Raw genomic sequence first — 20994 nt, 5'->3', positions numbered from 1 at the left:
TCTAATCCATAAAAAAACCGCCGTAAGGCGGTTTTTTTATGGATTAGACAATTGCAGAAAGATCACAATCTTTTTTAAATGGACATGCTTCTCCGACCACAAGATTTTCAAGTAGATTCTGAATATTCTGTAATTGGAGAATTTTTTCACCAATGACACTGAGCTTGTCTTTTAAAATCATATGAAATTGTTCTGCTGGAATTTCATTAACGTTGACCAAGTCTAAAATCTGTTTAATTTCAGCCAAAGTAAAACCTAGATTTTTAGCGACTTGAATCAGTTGTAATTGCTGTAAGTCTTGTTTTGAATAATCCTTATAACCATTATTTCGTGTCAATGGGCGGATAAGATCAAGCTTTTCATAAAAACGAATGGTATCCCGACTGAGATTTAATTGCTCTGATAATTCACCGATTAACATCACTTGCTCCAAATTTTATGTATTTGCAAGAAACACTTGACTGTGGAGTGTACTCCATCCTTTAGCTTAAGTGCGAGCATATAAAGGGTGTATAAAGTGATGCAAAATAATCAAAGTGTAGAAAAAGTTGCCTTGGTGGTTGGTGCAACAGGGTTTATTGGTAAATTTCTTGTAGCGCGATTACTTCAAAGCAATGACCAAGTTTTTGCCTTGTGCCGTCGTCTCGATCAGCAAGAGCCGAGTTTGAGAATGTGGCTGGAAAAACAAGGAATAAACCATCAAAAATTATTCTGTCTACAAGGCGATGTTACCTTGCCTGATTTGGGTATTTTAGTTGAAGATTGGAAACGGCTTGCTGAGGTAAATTATTTATTTAATACCAGTGCATTATTTGCATGGAACCTTTCAATACAACAGGCAAGGGAAGTCAATGTTAAGGGTTTAATCAATTTACTTGAATGTGTGAATGAACATTGCCAATTGAAACGGGCAATTCATCTTTCTGGCTATATGTTGACACTCACTCAGCACTTACAGGATGCTGGAGTCTGTTTAGAAAATATCGAGAGTACGAATTGGAGGCAGGTGTACCAAAAACTGGGTGCTTATGAGGCTTCTAAAATTGAAGCTCATTTTGCGTGGGTGAAATGCGCTCAACAGTTGAAAATTGACTGGACAGTGATTCATCCTGCAACAGTGGTAGGGGATGAAAATTCTGGTGAAATTGCAGACAACCAGCCAATTGCTCACCTGATTACCCAGCTTAAACAGGGTAAAATGACCGCAATTCCTGCAACCCCTCAGCATTATTTACCTTTGGTTTCCGTGACAATGTTGGTCAATGCGATATGCAAAGCATCACAGGATCAACTTGCAAGTCACCAAGCTATATTGATTGCCAATCCCACTCAGATTTCTTTACAAGCGCTTATTCATAATGCAGCTCACAGATTAAATCTAAAAGCACCGCAATATTTCGTCTCGCTGAGCATTTTAAAAGTGATTTTAAAATGGAAGTGGCTTGCTCAAAAGCTGGATCTATCTGCTGAGATGTTGAATTTCATCCGAACTGAGCAATTAAATATGGATCAATTTTTAACATTAAATCAGAAATGGCAAATACCAGAAACCAATCTTAAACAGAGCATTGCACTGACTGCAGAATGGGTGGATCGGAATCATCAGATCTAGCAATAAATTGCCCATTTCAATAAATGGGCAGTTTATGATTAACGTGTTGTATAACCACCATTGGCAAAAATAGTCTGACCTGTAATCCACCAACCCTCTGTCACTAAAAAGCGTACCAAAGGTTCAATATCTTCAATCTTGGTTAGACCACCCAGTGCAGAGGCAGATTTATGATAGGCCACCGCTTCAGGCGCTTCTTGACCGTAGAAAAATGGCGTGTCCATTGGACCAGGTGCAACAGCAGTGACGGAAATACCGCGATCGCCGTACTCTTTCGATGCTGCACGTGTATAGTGCTCCACAGGTGCTTTTAAGCCTTCATAGGTTGAATATAATCCTGTGTAGGCTGCTAAAAGACTGGTCACGATAGAACAAATTTTTCCACCATTGTTAAGATGTTTACCCGCAGACTGAATGAAGAAATAGGCAATTTTATTGTTAATGTCATTCATCGAATCAAACTCTTGTTCAGTTGTTTCAATCAATGGTTTTTTGAGTACTCGCCCTACGGTATTAATCGCGATATCGACCCCACCAAAGATTTCTTTGGCTTTGATGAACAATGTTTCGATATTTTGAATATTAGAGAGGTCTGCTTGTATCAAGGTTGCATTAACGCCAAGTTGTTCAACGGCTTTTAGTGTTTCTTCGGCATCTCTTTGGGTTTCTAGGCTGTTGTAGTGAATGACAAGATTTGCACCTTGTTCTGCAAATTTACGTGCGATCAAACCACCTAGGTTTTTAGCACCACCTGTAATAATCACTGTTTTGTCTTTTAAATTGTGCTGTGCCATTGTTATTTTCCAGTTTCGATAAATGATGCTGAAATTCTAAAAGCTATTTTTTATTCTAAATAGTGATTAGAATCGAATAGATTGTTTGAAAAAATTGAATAATAAATGGATAAAATTGAACGGCTAAAAATTTTTTGCTTAGTTGCAGAAAAGCATTCATTTGCCCAAGTTGCTAAAGCACTGGATCTGCCACGTTCAACAATTACCTATGCAATACAAGGCTTAGAAAAAGAATATCAAGTATTGTTGTTTAATCGGACCACGCGAAAAGTTAACTTAACCAATGATGGGGTTCAGTTTCTTAAAGAAGTTCAACAATTGATTTTTCAGGCTGAAGGGCTGAATAAGTTTAAATTAAAAAACCGTCAATATAAGGGGCAAGTTAAAATTGGCTTACCATTAAGAATTGCAACCCAATATCTTCTCCCTAATCTGCATGAATTTTATGCAAAATACCCCAATATTAAAGTCTCAATTTATAGCCACGATCATTATTCAGATTTAATTGAACAACGACTAGATTGTGTGCTTCGTGTTGGAAATGTGATGAATGAAAATCTAATTGTGAGACCCATCGCAAACGTTGATTTATATACGGTTGCTGCTCCAGAATATTTAAATACATTGGAGAACGCTCTAGAAACAGCGCCGTTAAATCAGCATATTATGATTGGTTATCAAATGAAAAATATGGATTCAGATTTTGGAAGTCTGGTATTTAAAGATAGCCAGATCAAACTTCCTTACCAACTTTCAGTTGAGGATACCGAAAGTTATTTACATGCGGGTTTGCAAGGGTTGGGGATTATTCAGATTCCAGCTTTTGATGCAATCCCGTTTATCGAGACCAAAAGATTAACCAGAATATTTGAGCACGAAGCATGTCTAAAAATACCCATCAATTTTCTTTTTTTAGAAAGAAAATATCGACCCGTATATTTTCAATTCTTTATTGATTGGTTAGAGAATTTACTGAAACAGAAGCTTGCGAATCATACTGAGCTGTTGTCGTTTAAATCGTGAAAATTGTTGCTGAGTAATAGCTTTGGTACTCAAGGTGGGCTTAATAGATTGGTCAGGTAGTTTTGTTTAAGTGTTAATTGTTCAATGACCACTTGTTCTGAGTCATGATTATTTTTGAGTAATTCAATATCTGCAATCGTTTGAGACAACAAGGCTTGAAAATCATCTGCTTGTAATAAATGTTGAGAGAGGGTAATTGCATCTGTCTTAAAATCATAATTTAGACTAATCTTTTGCAGGAGGTTTAATGCAAAAGGCGGACAAAGTAGTGCATCGATGAAAAGATAGCTGAATTTTAAGTTGGACAAGTGTAGTTGTTTTCGTTGAATAAAAATCCAAGTGATATTGATCAGGTTAATCGCATAAATGCTCAGGATTAAAATTGCTAAATATAGATAACTGCTTTTATAAATCAATGCAATAGGTAATAAAACCAGTGTTAACACTGTATTTAAATAAATCATCGGCTGCAACGGTTTTAAGATCTTTTGTAGATTTAGAATAGCCCCGATCTCGTTGTCCGCAACTTGTTGCTGGTCTTGATGATGGGTCAGTTGCCAGCGAACTTTAAAGCATAAATAATGTGGGCAAAATGGCTGAGGAATAATCAGAAATTTTTTGAAGATGCTGATGTGATTGACCAGCATCTGTGACTTAAACTTTGCGGTAAAACCGTTGAGAAGATAAAATTCATTATAGAAACAAAGTTTAGCCGAATCATAGAGATAAAATCCGACTAAACCCAAAATAATAAGATAATCAAATGCGATCATTATTCTTTATTTCTTTTAAAAATCTTCCCGATAAAACCAATGCAAGCAGCAACGCCAACAAGGATAAACTTCCAAGTCGCTGCAAAGAAAGCAGCAATGACCGCCCAAAAACCTTTTTTAGTCGCAACGGCGGCAGCACCACCTACCACTAAAGCGGCTAGACCATATTCTGCTACTTTGTCGCCTGCTTGGAATTCGGTATAACGTTCGCCTGAGTTATATTGGAAGCCTTTGATGGAATTTTTAAAGGCTTGAATATTTCTATCTAGATTTTCAGGATCAGATACCAAGGTTGCACTCATTACACCGGTACGCCCCAGAAGACGTACGGTATAGTTTATGGTTTCCATATTATCTTCACCACGGACTTTTAATGCCCATTCAAGATGTTTAGATACAGGATCATATTTTGGAGGGACAGCCCAACTGTCTGTATAAAGTTTATCAAGCCCTAAACGCACTCGTTCAGCATTGGCTGCTTCATCATAAGATTTTAATTCTTTTAACAATGCATCAGCATCAATTTTCTCATCATCTTTGACGTAGCCTGACGGTTCAAAGTCAAAGGTCGCCCACCATGAATCATCCTCTGCGACCAGTACATTGGTACTGCCTGAAGTGAGATTACCAGTAAGCTCTAAAAATTTATCTGAATTTGAAATATCAAGAAAACCATCACCTTTAATTGTGTTTAGGGTGGCGACGTCAGCAAGATTTTCCTTTTTGGGTCCAATTTGCCAATTCAGTTTGGAATACGGGCTTTCTTGTTGGGTTTGTGTACTTTGGTCAGGTGTCGTGCTTTGTTCTGTTGTGGTCGTTTCCGCATAACTATAAACAGGTATGAGTGTGCTCGTGCTTAAACTTAGACAAAGCAAAACGGCATAGGTAACAGGTTGAAGCTTTAAGTTAAATTGTTTTTTTAACATGGTGGTCTCATTTTCTAATTGGTTATGTCTCTGATTATTTGAATAGCTTCGTGTTGTTAAATTTAAAATCAATGATTTTTTCTTTAATATTGAATGTGTGAAGTTATTCTTAGTGCTTAGTTTTTCTAATATTATTTTATTTATTCAAGGTTTTCAATATTTGTGTTTGAACGGATAGTCTACTCAGTAAAATATCCGTTCAGTGGCTTAAATTACCAATGTTCACCAGGGAACAAACGAGCATATGCTCTTTGTACCAGATTTAATTTTTGTTGCTCACCTACAGATGCCGTCGAACTTGGGAACAAATTAAAGCCAATCGACATTAATTTATTATTGATTCCAGGTGCAATCGAATACGTAATAGAGGCTAAACGGCCTAAGTTTGTCGCAACTTTCTTCGGACGTTTCACAATCGCATAAGCCACTAAATCTGCTGCTTGTTCAGGCGAAAGTGTTGGTACATATTTATAAATTTTAGTCGGTGCAATCATCGGCGTACGCACTAAAGGCATATAGACTGAAGTAATTGCAATTTTATGTGAATGAACTTCCGCAGATAAACAACGGCTAAATGCATCCAATGCTGCTTTTGATGCAACATAAGCAGAGAAGCGAGTTGCATTTGCCAAAACACCAATTGAACTGATATTGATAATTTGACCGTCTTTGCGAACCATCATTTGCGGTAAAATATTCAAGACTAAACGAACTGCACCAAAGTAATTTAGCTGCATCGTACGTTCAAAATCATGGAAACGGTCAACAGACTCATGTACCGCGCGACGAATTGAGCGTCCTGCGTTATTGATCAAAATATCAATATGATCAACAGAGGCAATGATTTGTTTAGACACTTCATCAATTGCATCCATATCATTTAGGTCGCAAGGGAAAATATCAGCCTGTCCACCTTCAGCCTGAATTTCAGCTTGGACTTCTTTCAATGTTTCTTCAGTACGAGAGACTAAAAGTACATGCGCGCCTGCTGCTGCGAGTTTTTTTGCAACCGTTAAACCGATACCACTAGATGCACCTGTGATTAGTGCAATTTTACCTTGAACCTTTTTTTGAAAAAGTTGCTCTAATTTTTGATTCATAGCTATTTTCCTGATTCTACTGGCATAAATATATGCTGTATTTTTTGTTTCGGGTGATTGGGTCTTTGTTTAAAAGATGATCACTTTTGTTGGAAGGCAATAATATACAAAAAAAATAAAAATACTAGTATTAAGTGACTGAATTTATAAAATATTTTTAGAGTAAATACTCTATTATATTTTTACTTATTTCGTGATTTTTACCATATAAAAATGAGTATTAAAAGCAAAAAATCAATCTTGTTGTATAAAACATAACCAAATAAATTCACTTGAAAATTTGAATATATTTTTAAGTAAACAGAGTTGATTTCAACTCTGTTTATAGATGGATATATGTAATATTTTTATCATGATTTATGAAAAAGCAAGCTCATCATATGCTTTTTTTAATTGTTCTTTGGCGTGGGTATGACCTTGATGTGCAGCTTGTTCAAGCCACTTTTCTGCATGACTATAACTTCGGTCTAACCCAAGTTGTCCATTTAAGTAGCTGAGTCCCATTTTATACTGAGCTTCTTGATCTCCACGCAAAGCAGCTCTTAAATAGCACCACATCGCATTACGATTTGCGATTTCATCTAAACTTAGATTTTGATCTTCAAAATGATGTGCTTGCGCTTTTTCGAGAGCAGCTTCGGAAGCATTCTGTTCAAATGCTCGACGAGATGTTGAATCTCCTAAAAAACGGTTAAAAATATGTACCAACATATACAACCTCCTTGCTAATCCATTAACAAAGTAAAAGAGACTGCTAATCACAAAAAAATGATTAGATATAATTAATCTAGCTGATTTTTTACACTTTGCAAATAGTTAAATGTAATTTGTCAATTGCGATTTTTACACATTTGTTAAAAAATACATTATTTAACAAACCAACAATTTTTATTTAAATGATTAAATCACGCACTGTAATTTTATTACATTGAGAAAATTTGCTATATTTAGGTTGTTTTTTGATTTCGGATAGAATCTGTGAAACGCTCAAGTGTTTTCATCACAGTCTTGCTTAGTTTGTTTATGTTCCAAAGTCTTTGGAATGTAGCGGCAGCTTTTTGTGATCATGAAAGCACTACACTTCCATCGCAAAGTCTGATGAATCAGCATTTTGGACACCATAATGCACCTGATTGTACTCAGGATCAGCAGCAGCATCCGCAGCTATTGGATGTGTATGGGATAGATAAACCGATTTCAGATCAGTCCGCATTCAAACAATTATCAGCACACCAACATGATGTGCGTTCCAGTGATTTCCTGAATCATATAAATGATGATCATCGTGACCATTTGCCTTCCTTTGCGCATTTTATTGTGGTTGATGATCAGCAACAAACAGCGCAGCCTAAGTTTATAGGCTACCCTGAATCTCGCTTTATTGGCTGGAATAATTTGTACCAGTCACCTGATCTATATTTGCCTAATCCTCCGCCTCTCTCATCCCCGCTATAAGGTGGGGTAGCCAAAAAGATTGCCCACCGCTAATGGTTTAATTTAGTGGGGCATTTTTATGTCAAAAGAAATACGTAATTTAGTACAAAAGCCTGTATTTGGTTTTAGGCCGTCTTTGCTCAGTGCACTGATGTTGAGTGTGATCTCATCTCTTAGTTGGGCAGACAACACATCTCAAGCATTAACCTTACAACAGGCAATTGCAAAAACTGAGCAATATCAGCAAACGCAGAATGTCTGGCAAACGCAGCAGCAAATTGCAACAGCGAACATTAAACAAGCAAAACTGTGGACAAATCCAGAGTTATCCGTATCGCAAACGGGTTTTGGTTCTAATCAAGATCAAGAGCTTTCAATTGGTGTTTCTCAACGATTGGATATTTTTGGTGAACGTAAGTCAGCACAGAGGTTGGCACAACTCTCAAAAGATCAAAGTGACTTAAATCAGCGAATTTATCAGGCTCAACTTGAATTGGCTGTGAAATACCAATGGTCACAGCTGGCGATTTTTGAGTTAGAACGCAACGTGGTCCAAGAACAGCTCAACGTCAGTGAAGAAAATCTGAATGCGATTCAGAAGCGCTATCAAGCGGGGAGTGTCGCTCAGGTTGATGTAGATCGTGCCAGACTGAGTCATGCAGAAAATGCTCGCTTATATCGTCAAGCCGATTTGCAGGTGCAAGTTGCCAAGCAGCAATTGTCCAACCTTTGGGGGGATGCTGATAAATCGATTCGTATCGGTTTAAATCCTCAATCTTTATGGCCGTCTTCGACACACCAACAGGTACAAGAATATCTCGCGGACAATCTTTTTGAAAAATCCCGTCAGTTACAGGTGTTGCAAGCAAAAGCGACAGTGGCGCAATTAAAAGCTTCGGCACGGCCTAATCCAACTGTGAATTTAGGCGTGAATCGTACTCGATCACCTGAAACCTCGACTGACAATGCTTTAGTTGTGGGGGTTTCTATCCCATTAAATATTTTCAACCGCCAGCAGTATGGTGTGCAAATTGCGCAGGCAAAGCAGGATTTACTTAGCAGACAACAGGAGTTTTATCTCCGTCAAAATGCTTTGCAGGTGGGAACTTTGTTGACTGAATTACAAGGACTGGAAGTGCAGTTTAAAGCAGTCGATGAGTCTCAGATTCCGCTTGCAGCTCAGGTTCAACGTAAAACTTTGCTGGGTTTTACTGTGGGTAAATTTGCCGTTACCGATGTGCAACAAGCAACTTTACAGTTGCAAGATGTGCGTTTGAGAAAAGTGCAATTATTAAAAGATGGTTGGCAACGTGCCATTGAAGCGGAAAGTCTGAGTCTCGGTATTGAACCAAGTCAAATCATGGCAAAAGACGCTTTAGCACAGATCAATCAAAGTTTATGGCAGGACACACAAGCTTTACCAATCGTGGGTGGGGGGAAATAATATGCTGAATCAATTTAAATCTTTTAAACTTCAGAAAGGCAAAATTTCTCAACGCCTACTGATCATCATTACGCTTGTGATGACTGCCCTGATTGCGATGGGTTTGTTCTTTTCAACCAAAAAAGGGAGTGGTAAAGAAGGCGGAGAAAAAGAAGCAGAACATGCTGAAGAAGGACATTCGCATGATGAAAATGCTAAGGGAACTACCAAAGACGGTGCGGAAGAAGCGAAGCACAGTGAAGAAGAGGGTGGCGAGAAAGAGAATGATGAAGCCATTAGTCTAACCGCTCAACAAATCACTGAACAAGGAATCAAACTTGCTAAAGTAGAGATGGGCACCGTTATAAAATCGGCTTCTTATCCTGCAAAAGTCATGGTCAATACCGATCGTCAAGCACATGTATCACCTGCATTTAGTGGACAGGTGGTTGCCGTCAATGTTGAGTTGGGACAGCGTGTGCAAAAAGGGCAGGCCTTGGCGACCTTGGTGGTGCCTGATCTGGTGGATCAGCAGGCAAATTTACAGGTTGCACAAACAAGCTTAGAGCTGGCACGTCAGGACTATGAACGAGAGCGCCAGTTATGGTCACAAGGTATTTCTGCCAAGCAGGATTATCAACGAACTTACAATGCCTACAAACAAGCACAGATTCAGGTGCAGGCGACCAGATCACGTTTATCTGCTTTTGGTGCCTCATCAAGCAGTAATGGCCGTTATGTTCTCACAGCACCAATTGCAGGCATCATCAGTAAAAAAGACTTGGTCATGGGTGAAAATGTTCAGCTTGCCAGCCAGTTATTTATTATTGATCAACTGGATCAGTTATGGCTTGAATTTATTGTACCAAGTTCTGAGTTTTCAGCGATTGCACCAAATCAACAGGTTGAATTTAAGTCACTGCAAACGGGGAATACCTTTAAAGCACAGATTCAAAGTTTAAATAGTGAAGCTGATGTACAGACAGGACGTTTACAAGTTCGTGCCAAAGTGTTGTCGAATGCAGCTGAATTACGTCCGAATTTGATGGCCAATGTTCAGCTACAACAGCAAGGTACTGCTCAAGCATTGCGTGTACTCAAAAGTGCCATACAGAAAGTTGAAGGAAAAGACGTTGTTTTCGTTTCCAGTGAACATGATAAGAAAATCGAGTTTACTGCGCAGCCTGTTGTGTTGGGTCAGGTGTCAGGAGATGGTCAGTGGGTTGAAGTGAAATCTGGTCTGACCCAAGGGCAACAATATGCAGGTCAGGGCAGCTTCTTGCTAAAATCTGAATTGGAAAAAGGAGAGGCAAGCCATGGGCATTAATGATTCTTCTGATTCTAAGTTAGATATAGATGCGGATTCAGCATTACCTCAACCTGAAGGACTATTTGATCGACTGATTCAATTTTCGATTAAAAATGCTATTTGGGTCATGCTGTTTATTGTGGCATGGATTGGCGTGGGGATTTATGGATATCAAAAATTACCGATTGATGCTGTACCCGATATTACCAATACCCAAGTGCAAGTGAATACACAAGCGGCTGGTTTTACTGCATTAGAAGTTGAACAAAGGATCACCTATCCCATCGAAACTGCGATGGCAGGTTTACCCAAGCTAGAGTTGACCCGTTCTATTTCCCGTTATGGTTTGTCGCAAGTGACCATTATTTTTAAAGATGGAACGGATATTTATTGGGCACGACAACAGATTAATCAGCGCTTACAAGAAGCCCAAACTGAACTGCCAGATGATATTGCACCAACAATGTCCCCTGTATCCACAGGGTTGGGTGAGATTTATCAGTGGGTGATCAAGGCTGAGCCGAATGCGAAAAAACCTGATGGTACGCCCTATACCGCGATGGATTTACGTGAAATTCAGGACTGGATTGTACGACCACAGTTACAACGTGTTCCGGGTGTTGCAGAGGTCAACTCGATTGGTGGGTTTAATAAAACCTATGTGGTCACGCCTGATTTAAATCGTTTGCAACAATTACAAATCCCTGTCAGTGACCTACAAAACGCTTTAACTGGAAACAATGAAAACCGTGGTGCTGGTTTTATCGAAACCAACGGGCAGCAATTGACAGTACGTGTTCCGGGAACCTTGAACAATATTGAAGATATTCAAAATGTGAGCATTGGCAATAAAAATGGTTTTCCGATCAGAGTTGCAGATGTCGCGACTGTTTCGATTGGGCATGATCTACGTACAGGTGGTGCGACTTACAATGGCGAGGAAACTGTACTCGGTATCGCCATGATGATGATGGGTGAAAATAGCCGTACTGTGGCGAAATCAGTGGATGCCAAAATCAAGGAAGTTCAGCAGTCTTTACCGAAAGGTATTGTGATTCAAACCGTATATGACCGGACAGCTTTGGTCGAACGTGCGATTAGTACAGTGCAGAAGAACCTTGTAGAAGGCGCGATTCTGGTTATTGTTATTCTGTTCCTATTTCTTGGTAATTTCCGTGCAGCGTTGATTACTGCATGTGTGATTCCATTATCGATGCTGTTTACTTTGGCGGGTATGGCTGAGCAAAAAATTAGTGCCAATCTGATGAGCTTAGGCGCACTGGATTTCGGGATTATTGTGGATGGTGCAGTCGTTATTGTTGAAAACTGTATTCGGCGACTGGCAGAGGCACAGCATGCAAAAGGCAGATTACTTTCACGAGCAGAACGCTTTAAAGAAGTTTTTCTTGCGGCTAAACAGGCACGTCGCCCTTTAATCTTTGGTCAATTAATTATTCTGGTGGTGTACTTACCTATTTTCGCCCTGTCTGGTGTTGAAGCCAAGCTCTTTCACCCGATGGCTATGACGGTAGTATTGGCACTGGTGGGTGCAATCATTCTCTCTGTTACTTTTGTCCCTGCTGCAGTGGCCTTATTTGTTAATGGTGAAGTTAAAGAAACAGAAAGTCGCTGGATGCTGTGGTTAAAGCAAAAATATGAAAAACTACTCAATTTAGCTTATAACTTCAGGATGTTAGTGATTACGCTTGCGGCGAGTATTCTGTTTTTAACGGGTGTGCTTGCCACTCAAATTGGTAGTGAATTTGCACCCACCTTGAGTGAGGGCGATTTTGCAGTACAACAAATGCGTTCGCCAAGTACCGGCCTAGAGCAGTCTTTACGTATGCAGGAGAATACTGAAAAGTTATTGCTCAAAGCGTTTCCAGAAATCAAAGCCATATTTGCCCGTACAGGTACGGCAGAAGTGGCAACAGATGTTATGCCGCCTAATATTTCGGATGCTGTGGTGCTGTTAAAGCCACGTGATGAATGGAAGAATCCAAAGCAAACCATTGATGAACTACGCCAACGTATGATTGCATTTCTTGGTACTTTACCCGGAAACAATAGTGAGTTTTCTCAGCCGATTGAGCTTCGTTTCAACGAATTGATTTCTGGTGTACGGAGTGATGTAGGGATCAAGATTTTTGGCGATGATATGGAGGTGTTGAATCAACAAGCCGCTAAGATTGCACAACAAATCAAAGGGATTACTGGTGCAACCGCCGTCAATGTGGAACAAACTTCTGGCCTACCACTTTTAAATGTTGAAGTGAACAAAGCTGCGGCAGCGCAATATGGTTTATCGGTCAGAGCGATTCAAGACTTGGTGGCGACTAGCGTTGGTGGTCAGAATGTTGGGCAAATTTTACAAGGTGACCGTCGTTTCGACTTTGTGATTCGTTTAGATGATGCTCAACGTACACCTGAACATTTGGCTGTTTTACCTATTCAAACACCAAACGGAGGTCTAATCCAACTTCAGGATGTGGCTAAAGTTGAAAATATTCTGGGTATTAATCAGGTCAGTCGTGAAAATGGTAAACGTCGTGTGGTTGTGACCGCCAATGTTGAAGGGCGTGATTTGGGGTCGTTTGTCACTGAATTACAATCGACTTTGGCGAAACTGGAAATGCCTGCAGGTTATTGGTTGAGTTATGGTGGGCAGTTTGAAAACCTAACCTCTGCGAAGGCGCGTATGCAACTGGTCGTTCCACTGGCACTGATAACTATTTTTGTGCTGTTGATGGCCGTTTTCCATAACTTTAAAGAGAGTTTACTGGTGTTTACCGGTGTGCCATTTGCGCTGTGTGGTGGTTTGATTGCACTGTGGCTTCGCGGTATACCGTTGTCGATGTCTGCTGGTGTGGGCTTTATCGCGCTCTCGGGTGTGGCGGTATTAAATGGTTTGGTGATGTTGACCTTCATTAAGGAATTACGTCAACAACTCGATGTTTATCAAGCCACATGGCAAGGTGCAATTTTACGTTTAAGACCCGTATTGATGACGGCTTGTGTGGCATCGTTAGGTTTTGTGCCGATGGCGTTGGCTACAGGGACAGGTGCGGAAGTTCAGCGTCCACTGGCAACCGTGGTGATTGGCGGCATCATGTCATCCACCTTACTGACTTTGGTGATTTTACCAGTGATTTATCGTTGGATGAATGAACGTAAAGTTAAAGCACAAACAGATGGTTGATCGTTAATTTAAAAATAACCTCACCGTTCTTAGCCAAGAAGGGTGAGGCATTGAAATTGTATAGACAGTTTATTATTGACTGACAGGCAATACACCTAAACTAATGATGGTGTAATTTTGATTTACAGGTTGAGTGGTTTTGTTAAATGCTTCACTGACTTCAAGCAAATATTGCCCTGAATAAGGAAAAGTGACTGTCGCTGAACCATCTTGAGCAACTGGAACTTTTTGTGCTTGTTTATCGGTTTGCCCTTGAGCACGGATGAGCAGTTCAGCATTTTTGAGTGCTTGTCCTGATTTTTTAATCAAGATTTGCACAGGTTGCTGCGCAGTAATGCTGTTGGGATGGGTTTTAAATTCGACTTGTATTGCAGCATCAGTGTTGTTTTGAATAGGTGACGTTTTTTCTTTAGAAATATAGCTTTGGATTGACCATTCTCGGTTAATGGTGATCGGTACAGGCGGTTTCTTAAAGTCAGCAGGGATCACATATTCGCGCTCAGCGATCTTACCTGCTTTCTCAGCAGGGACATCAAAAAGCATTTTCCATTCTTTATTATGTTGGACATATTTGAGTGGGAAAGACGCTTTACTGAACAGGTGATAGGTGCCTGCTTGTGGTAAGGCTAAGTCAAACACCGTAGCCGATTTTAAAGTGCTTGCAGCTTCAACTTGTAACTTGCTTTGATCAGGTTGAATCACATTGAGCGCGGTTTGTTTCATGGCATGTTCTGCATTCAGTGCTTCTTCAGCATAGGATGCAATCACTGGGATTTGTGTATTTGTGGTGTTATAGCCCAGAGGTGCAACATAGGGTTCATGTGCATAACTATAAGAGCAAAGAAGTACAGAAAGGTAGAGGTATTTTTTCATTGTCGATATTCCATTAACAGGGGTATTTTAACTGTGGAAAATATAGTCGCCATTATATAGAAGAAACCTTATTATTGATAATAATAATTATTATCAATAATAAATAGAAAAAATATTCAATATTTTGATAAAACAAAATCAGAGGTATCAACATGAGCGAGCAACAAGGGCATGACCATAGTCATGCTGTCGTCACAGTAGGAAATGTAAAAAAACTAACCTTTGCATTGGCATTAACCAGTACCTTTCTAATTGTTGAAGTGATTGCGGGTTTTATGACGCAAAGCTTGGCTTTATTGTCCGATGCCGCACATATGTTTACTGATGCCGCAGCATTGGCAATTGCATTGGTTGCGATCAAAATTGGTAAATTACCCGCAGATGATAAACGGACCTTTGGTTATCAGCGTTTTGAAATTTTAGCAGCGTTGTTTAATGCCATGATGTTGTTTGTGGTTGCAATTTATATTCTTTATGAGGCGTATCAGCGCTTTAGCCAACCTCCTGAAATTCAGAGTGTCGGTATGATGGTTGTGGCGGTTATTGGGTTGGTGATTAACCTTATTTCAATGAAGATTTTATTCTCCAGTTCAAAGGAAAGTCTCAATATAAAAGGTGCTTATCTGGAAGTATTGAGTGATGCACTCGGTTCAGTGGGTGTGGTTATTGGGGGGGCAATTATTTATTTCACTGGCTGGATGTGGGTGGATACGATTATTGCTGTACTCATCGGCTTCTGGGTTTTACCACGAACATGGGTTTTGCTAAAACAAAGTATCAATATCTTACTGGAAGGTGTGCCTGAGGAAATTGATATTGAAAAATTGCGTAATGATCTTTTATCCGTCAAAGGCGTAGAAAGTATTCATCAACTTAAGGTTTGGGCCATTACATCTAAAAATGTCCATCTGACAGTACATTTATTTGCACCAGCAGCGGATCGGAATCAATTGTACCAACAGGTCATGGAAATGCTCAGTCATCAACATGGGATTACTGAGATGACGCTACAAATTGAAGACAATGCGTGTGTGGTGCATTCGCATGAGTCAGATGGGCATGATCACAGTAATGCTGATGATGACACACATACAGATGAAGCAAAAAACCATTCACATTAAGGTGAATGGTTTGATTTGAACATCAGGCAAAGCTGAAGGATTAGATTTGCCACTCATGATTGCAGTCACGGCACTTCCAGCTTTTATTGGCTTGCATAAATGACTGCATTGAGATTTTAAAATCAGGCAGATCACGCCAAAACATTACCCCTGCAATCACAGCTGCAATGAAGACCACGACGGTTGCAATTTGCAATGTTTGACCTGCGCCGTTGCTGAAAATCCACATCACAATACTAATGACGACCAATAACAATAAAATAAACAGTAATGGAATCAAAAATACCAAGCTTTTTGGAACAACAGGACGTACAGCAGGTGTATTCCCATGGGTAACAGGCAAGATTTTTCGACTTTGGCACTTTGGACATTGGTATTGCATGGTGGCTCCACATTTATAATCTAAGCATATTCTAATCGTTCTATTTTAGAATGCAAAAAAGACTGAATAGCAGCTTAAAAGCAAAATTTAGGCAATAAAAAACCCAAGTCACTATGCTTGGGTTTTTTACAAAGATGTCGCCATCTTGAATATGGCGTCCCTACGGGGATTCGAACCCCGGTTACCGCCGTGAAAGGGCGATGTCCTAGGCCTCTAGACGATAGGGACAAGTGAGGCAACACAGGTAAAACTTTTGGTGGAGTCAAGGAGGATCGAACTCCTGACCTCTACAATGCCATTGTAGCGCTCTACCAACTGAGCTATAACCCCCAGTCTGTGTGAGCGCAATATTAGGGATATTGCGCTCACACGTCAACAGAAAATTTAATTAAGCTTCATCAACTGCATCATTTTTCGGCAATTTGATGCTTTCGTTCAGTTTTTCCCAAACTTTTGCTTCTTTTTTGCTCGGGCCACCCACAATTTCAAGTGCATGACGTAAACGGGCAAAGGTTAAATCAGGGCCAATGGTGACCATCGATTGCATCACAGGAGTAGATGATGTTGAACCAGCAATTGCGATAAAGAATGCTGGCATGAAATCACGGAGTTTGATTTCCATTTGATTCGCCAAATCCATCAAGGTTTGGCTTACAGTATCGTTGTTCCAAGTAAACAAGCTTTCTAAACGCCAAATTGCAAATTGCAAGCTTTGACGAACTTGCTCTTCAGTCAACTTTTTGCTGACAAATTGCTCTTTGGTCAATGTTGGGAATTGATTGAAGTAAAAACCAGCCCAATTTACCGCTTCAGACAGTAAGTTAATACGTGGTTGAATGGCCGCAGCAATATCTTCTAGAGTTTGGCGATCAGATTTCCAAGCCAAAAGTGTATTTAACAGTTCAGCAGGGGTAAGGGCTTTAATCCATTGTCCATTGAGCCAGTTTAGTTTTTCAACATCAAAAATTGGACCACCCAAAGACACACGCTGAATATCAAAGTGTTCAATCATTTCAGTCAAAGAGAATTTTTCTCTTTCATCTGGCATTGACCAACCCATACGGCCTAAATAGTTCAGTAAGGCTTCAGGTAACACACCGATGTCTTTGTAGTAGTTGATTGAGGTTGGATTTTTACGTTTAGACAATTTTGACTTGTCTGGGTTACGCAGCAATGGCATATGGCACAATGTTGGCATGTCCCAACCAAAATATTGGTAGAGCAACTGGTGTTTTGGCGCAGATGGAATCCATTCTTCACCACGAATCACATGGGTGATTTCCATTAAATGGTCATCGACCACATTGGCTAAATGATAAGTTGGCAAACCATCTGTTTTGAGTAGGATTTGCATGTCGACTTGTGCCCAAGGGATCTCCACTTCGCCACGAAGTAAGTCATTGAATTGGCAAACGCCTTCTTCAGGGACTTTCATACGGATCACATGGGCTTCACCCGCAGCCAAACGCTGTTGTACCTCTTCTGGGGAAAGTTTTAAGCCACGACCGTCATAACCAGGGGTTTCACCACGAGCTTGTTGTTCAGCACGCATTTGATCAAGCTCTTCCGCCGTTGCGAAACAGTAAAAGGCATGACCTTTTTCAACGAGTTCTAAAGCATATTGTTTATAGATTCCCATTCGCTCAGATTGGCGATAAGGAGCATGAGGTCCGCCGATATCAGGCCCTTCTGACCAATTTAAACCTAACCAACGCAGTGAATCTAAAATCATTTTTTCAGATTCAGGTGTTGAACGGAGTTGGTCGGTATCTTCAATACGAAGAATAAATTCGCCACCATGTTGTTGTGCAAAGCATAAATTAAACAAGGCGATATAGGCAGTGCCTACATGCGGAAAACCAGTTGGAGAGGGTGCAATACGAGTACGGACTTTCATAACTAAATATTATTCAGAATGTAAATTGAAACTATTATAACGAAAAAGCCCAACTGCTTAAGGGTTAATTCACCAATAAACGATTGGGCTTCTAAATTCTTTTGAGGAGCGTAGAATTTATTTTTCTAAATCAAATTTTTACAAAGTATGTGGTTGGAATAAAGCTTGTACAAAACAAGAAAATTTCTGATGTTGTTCAGCTAAAAAGTTTTGTGAGGCTGTGGTTTTAATCGACGTTAAAACTTTAAGCTGATCTTTGTCTGAGATCAGTTTATTTTCGCCACGCTTTTGTTGATTGAGCGCTTTTTCAATCGGTGATTGTTTATCTACCACAACAATTAACGATTGTATTGGTTTGGTCGTATCTTTAATTGCAGCAGTATGGCCTGTCTGTGCCATCACTGCGAGTCCTAGACTTAAGCCCAAGATCTTTAAATAAGAATCATTCATTCCATCGGCTCCCCTTGATGGTCAAATTTTTGTTCTTGAACATGGTTATTGTAGCAAAACAACTTACAAAAAGCATAACTACGTCACATTTTTTAATAATACTACACAAAAAATGTTTAAAAAACAATCATTGAAACGAAATGTAATATTTTAATTGATAACACATAAATGTGGATGAATCGTGAAGAATTCAAGTTTAGGTTAAATTGTGTAAAAAATATACCAAATAATTTACATGAGTAATACACATTTTTAGATATCTTAAATTATGAATAAGATAGTTTAAATATTTATAAGTAATTGATTGTTAAATTAAAATAATAAAAATATAGTGCTTCTAAATCATTAAAAACCGAGAAAGAAATGAAAAAACTACTGCTTTTAAGTGCGATCAGTTTAATCGTCACGGGAAATGCTTATGCAGCGAAAGAATTTTTAAATGTATCTTACGATCCTACCCGTGAATTTTATCAAGAATATAACAAGAGTTTTGGTCAATTTTGGAAATCAAAAACAGGCCAAGATATTGAATTTAAGCAGTCTCATGGTGGTTCTGGTAAGCAAGCACGTTCAGTGGTAGATGGTTTACAAGCAGATGTGGTGACACTGGCTTTGGCCAATGATATTGATGAAATTGTCAATGCGGGTTTGATTGAAAAAGGCTGGCAAAAAGAATTTCCAAATAATTCTGCACCCTACACATCTACCGTTGTTTTTTTAGTGCGTAAGGGCAATCCTAAAGCAATTAAAGATTGGAATGATTTGGTAAAACCTGGGGTTGAAATTATTACACCAAATCCGAAAACAGGCGGTGCACCGCGCTGGATTTATTTATCAGCGTGGGGCTATGCATTAAAACAACCGGGTGGCAACGATGCAAAAGCGCGTGAATTAGTCAAACAAATATATAAAAATGTCAAAGTATTAGATTCAGGCGCACGTGGCTCGCTTACAACATTTGCGGATCGTGGTATTGGCGATGTTTTGTTGTCTTGGGAAAATGAAGCGATTTTGGCGACGTCTGGTCCAGATAAAGATAAATATCAAATTATTTATCCATCTATTTCAATCCTAGCTGAGCCTTCAGTCGCAATTGTCGATAAAGTGGTTGATAAAGATGGTAATCGTAATTTAGCAAAAGGCTATTTAAATTATCTTTATTCACCTGTAGGGCAGGATCTGGCAGCAAAATACAATTTCCGTCCGCGTAATGCTAAAGCTGCAGCCAAATATGCGACAAAATTTCCAAAAATTAAACTCTTTACCATAGATCAAGTTTTTGGCGGCTGGGCAAAAGCGCAAAAGACCCATTTTGCCAATGGGGGAATTTACGATCAATTTACAGCTGAAAAGTAATTTGAATCAAATACAAACAAGTCCTCTTTGATCAAAGGGGGCTTTTTTAGCTTGATACATTTGTGATAAAAAAAATAAACCAGACAAAATATACGCCACAGCGATGTTGAGCGCTTTCATCAATTAAAACAATAGATTGTTTTTTAATCTGATCTATGTTTGTTGGTATTTCGCTTTTTGATTGAAGTTTATTCGCTTATTTCATATATTTAGAATAATTTTAGCGATGTTAGCACTCATAATATGAAAACTAATTTTAAAGCACTGATGAGTGCTGTGGTTATTGCGACGGGATTAAGCGTTGCAACGACAGCAAGTTATGCTGCTGACCGTGAATTTTTAAATGTGTCTTATGATGCAACGCGTGAGTTTTATGATGAGTTTAATAAATCATTTGGTGCTTACTGGAAATCTCGTACAGGCAAGACTGTTGATTTTAAACAATCGCATGGCGGTTCGGGAAAACAAGCGCGAGCAGTGGTTGATGGCTTAAAAGGTGATGTGGTGACCTTAGCTTTGGCCAATGATATCAATGAAATTGTGAAATCAGGTCAAATTAATGCGGGTTGGGAAAAAGAATTTCCAAATAACTCAGCACCTTATACGTCTACCGTTGTGTTTTTGGTACGCAAAGGTAATCCCAAAGGTATCAAAGATTGGACAGATTTGACCAAACCTGGTGTACAAATCATTACCCCTAACCCTAAAACAGGCGGTTTACCTCGCTGGATCTATCTCTCAGCTTGGGGCTATGCACTCAAACAACCGGGTGGTAATGATGCCAAAGCGCGTGAGTTTGTTTCTAAGATGTACCATAACGTAAAAGTCATGGACCCAGCTGCACGTGCATCGATGACCACATTTGCTGAGCGTGGGATTGGTGATGTTTTACTGACTTGGGAAAATGAAGCCATGGTGAGTAAGAAAGCATCTGGCAATAAATTTGATATTGTCTATCCATCGATGTCAATTTTGACTGAACCGTCAGTGGCAATTGTTGATAAAACAGTAGAGAAGAACGGCAATAAATGGTTAGCAACGGGTTATATAAACTATTTGTATTCTCCAATAGGTCAAGATATGGCGGCACGTCATTTCTATCGCCCGCGCAATGCAAAAATCTTAGCTAAATATTCCAATCAATTTCCTGAACTGAAAACTTTTACCATTGATGAAGTCTTTGGTGGCTGGGCAAAAGCACAGCAGACGCACTTTGCCAATGGCGGTGTTTTCGATCAGATTTATAATAGCAAGCGCTAAGCATCCACTATTTTGATTGAATCAATCTCCTTTTTAGGAGGTTTTTTCATTCTGTTATGAAG

19 protein-coding genes and 2 tRNA genes are annotated in these 20994 nt (G+C 39.4%); 9 read left to right on the top strand and 12 right to left on the bottom strand.

Annotated elements, in window-relative coordinates:
- Positions 1–43: 43 nt before the first annotated feature.
- On the bottom strand, positions 44–421 hold the full coding sequence (locus AS4_RS20175) for a MerR family transcriptional regulator (RefSeq protein ID WP_004725368.1): 378 nt from the start codon (positions 419–421) through the stop codon (positions 44–46).
- Between the two features lie 99 nt (positions 422–520).
- Between AS4_RS20175 and AS4_RS20170 the strand changes: the two genes are divergently transcribed.
- Complete coding sequence (locus tag AS4_RS20170; RefSeq protein ID WP_096735302.1) at positions 521–1612, top strand: SDR family oxidoreductase; 1092 nt, start codon at positions 521–523, stop codon at positions 1610–1612.
- A 38-nt stretch (positions 1613–1650) separates the two neighbouring features.
- Here AS4_RS20170 and AS4_RS20165 read toward each other — a convergent pair whose 3' ends face one another.
- Complete coding sequence (locus AS4_RS20165) at positions 1651–2406, bottom strand: SDR family oxidoreductase (RefSeq protein ID WP_004816617.1); 756 nt, start codon at positions 2404–2406, stop codon at positions 1651–1653.
- A 105-nt stretch (positions 2407–2511) separates the two neighbouring features.
- Here AS4_RS20165 and AS4_RS20160 point away from each other — a divergent pair, with 105 nt between their 5' ends.
- A complete protein-coding gene (locus tag AS4_RS20160) occupies positions 2512–3429 on the top strand; it encodes a LysR family transcriptional regulator (protein WP_096735301.1) in 918 nt (305 codons plus the stop codon).
- 29 nt (positions 3430–3458) lie between these two features.
- Here the strand turns inward: AS4_RS20160 and AS4_RS20155 are convergent, their stop codons facing one another.
- The 4 genes from AS4_RS20155 to AS4_RS20140 all read right to left on the bottom strand — a co-directional run bounded on the left by AS4_RS20155 (position 3459) and on the right by AS4_RS20140 (position 6939).
- Complete coding sequence (locus AS4_RS20155; protein WP_096735300.1) at positions 3459–4202, bottom strand: hypothetical protein; 744 nt, start codon at positions 4200–4202, stop codon at positions 3459–3461.
- Complete coding sequence (locus AS4_RS20150; RefSeq protein ID WP_096735299.1) at positions 4202–5128, bottom strand: DUF2167 domain-containing protein; 927 nt, start codon at positions 5126–5128, stop codon at positions 4202–4204. Before AS4_RS20150 ends, AS4_RS20155 begins: the two co-directional genes overlap by 1 nt.
- Positions 5129–5340: 212 nt before the next feature.
- Positions 5341–6228, bottom strand: coding sequence for an SDR family NAD(P)-dependent oxidoreductase (locus AS4_RS20145; RefSeq protein WP_034616823.1), 888 nt, complete (start codon positions 6226–6228; stop codon positions 5341–5343).
- Positions 6229–6585: 357 nt separating this feature from the next.
- Entirely contained in the window at positions 6586–6939 is a 354-nt protein-coding gene (locus AS4_RS20140) for an SEL1-like repeat protein (RefSeq protein ID WP_004816626.1), read from the bottom strand.
- A 267-nt stretch (positions 6940–7206) separates the two neighbouring features.
- Here AS4_RS20140 and AS4_RS20135 point away from each other — a divergent pair, with 267 nt between their 5' ends.
- The 4 genes from AS4_RS20135 to AS4_RS20120 are packed head-to-tail and all read left to right on the top strand — an operon-like array spanning position 7207 to position 13593.
- Positions 7207–7683 carry a cation transporter gene (locus tag AS4_RS20135; RefSeq protein ID WP_096735298.1) on the top strand — a complete coding sequence of 159 codons (477 nt, stop codon included), beginning with the start codon at positions 7207–7209 and terminating at the stop codon, positions 7681–7683.
- Positions 7684–7741: 58 nt separating this feature from the next.
- Entirely contained in the window at positions 7742–9106 is a 1365-nt protein-coding gene (locus AS4_RS20130; protein ID WP_096735297.1) for a TolC family protein, read from the top strand.
- 1 nt (position 9107) lies between these two features.
- Positions 9108–10412 (top strand): efflux RND transporter periplasmic adaptor subunit, encoded by a 1305-nt coding sequence (locus AS4_RS20125; RefSeq protein ID WP_096735296.1) that lies wholly within the window; start codon positions 9108–9110, stop codon positions 10410–10412.
- Entirely contained in the window at positions 10402–13593 is a 3192-nt protein-coding gene (locus AS4_RS20120; RefSeq protein ID WP_096735295.1) for an efflux RND transporter permease subunit, read from the top strand. The genes AS4_RS20125 and AS4_RS20120 overlap by 11 nt, the downstream gene beginning before the upstream one ends.
- Before the next feature lie 72 nt (positions 13594–13665).
- Here AS4_RS20120 and AS4_RS20115 read toward each other — a convergent pair whose 3' ends face one another.
- Entirely contained in the window at positions 13666–14466 is an 801-nt protein-coding gene (locus tag AS4_RS20115; protein ID WP_096735294.1) for a DUF4198 domain-containing protein, read from the bottom strand.
- A 152-nt stretch (positions 14467–14618) separates the two neighbouring features.
- On the opposite strand from AS4_RS20115, the gene AS4_RS20110 reads away from it, so the two are divergent.
- On the top strand, positions 14619–15587 hold the full coding sequence (locus AS4_RS20110) for a cation diffusion facilitator family transporter (RefSeq protein WP_096735293.1): 969 nt from the start codon (positions 14619–14621) through the stop codon (positions 15585–15587).
- A 40-nt stretch (positions 15588–15627) separates the two neighbouring features.
- Here AS4_RS20110 and AS4_RS20105 read toward each other — a convergent pair whose 3' ends face one another.
- The 5 genes from AS4_RS20105 to AS4_RS20085 form a co-directional block, all read right to left on the bottom strand.
- Positions 15628–15969: a hypothetical protein gene (locus tag AS4_RS20105; protein WP_004725393.1), complete on the bottom strand. Its 342-nt coding sequence runs from the start codon at positions 15967–15969 to the stop codon at positions 15628–15630.
- A gap of 152 nt (positions 15970–16121) precedes the next feature.
- Positions 16122–16197: transfer RNA gene (locus AS4_RS20100), tRNA-Glu, on the bottom strand.
- A 26-nt stretch (positions 16198–16223) separates the two neighbouring features.
- Positions 16224–16299, bottom strand: a tRNA-Ala gene (locus AS4_RS20095).
- A gap of 58 nt (positions 16300–16357) precedes the next feature.
- Entirely contained in the window at positions 16358–17866 is a 1509-nt protein-coding gene (gene gltX / locus AS4_RS20090) for a glutamate--tRNA ligase (RefSeq protein ID WP_096735292.1), read from the bottom strand.
- Positions 17867–18004: 138 nt separating this feature from the next.
- A complete protein-coding gene (locus AS4_RS20085; protein ID WP_004725398.1) occupies positions 18005–18316 on the bottom strand; it encodes a hypothetical protein in 312 nt (103 codons plus the stop codon).
- A gap of 363 nt (positions 18317–18679) precedes the next feature.
- Between AS4_RS20085 and AS4_RS20080 the strand changes: the two genes are divergently transcribed.
- Together AS4_RS20080 and AS4_RS20075 are read left to right on the top strand one after the other, a co-directional pair.
- The gene (locus tag AS4_RS20080) at positions 18680–19672 is read left to right on the top strand and encodes a sulfate ABC transporter substrate-binding protein (RefSeq protein ID WP_096735291.1); all 993 of its coding nucleotides are present in this window, start codon (positions 18680–18682) and stop codon (positions 19670–19672) included.
- Positions 19673–19915: 243 nt separating this feature from the next.
- Positions 19916–20932, top strand: a complete 1017-nt coding sequence (locus AS4_RS20075) for a sulfate ABC transporter substrate-binding protein (protein ID WP_096735290.1) — start codon at positions 19916–19918, stop codon at positions 20930–20932.
- Positions 20933–20994: the final 62 nt, after the last annotated feature.

The sequence above is a fragment of the Acinetobacter guillouiae genome (assembly GCF_002370525.2).
GTDB classification, from domain to species: Bacteria; Pseudomonadota; Gammaproteobacteria; order Pseudomonadales; family Moraxellaceae; genus Acinetobacter; species Acinetobacter guillouiae.
The sequence above is the reverse complement of the archived record's forward strand: the minus strand, read 5'-3'. Positions and strand labels throughout refer to the sequence as shown.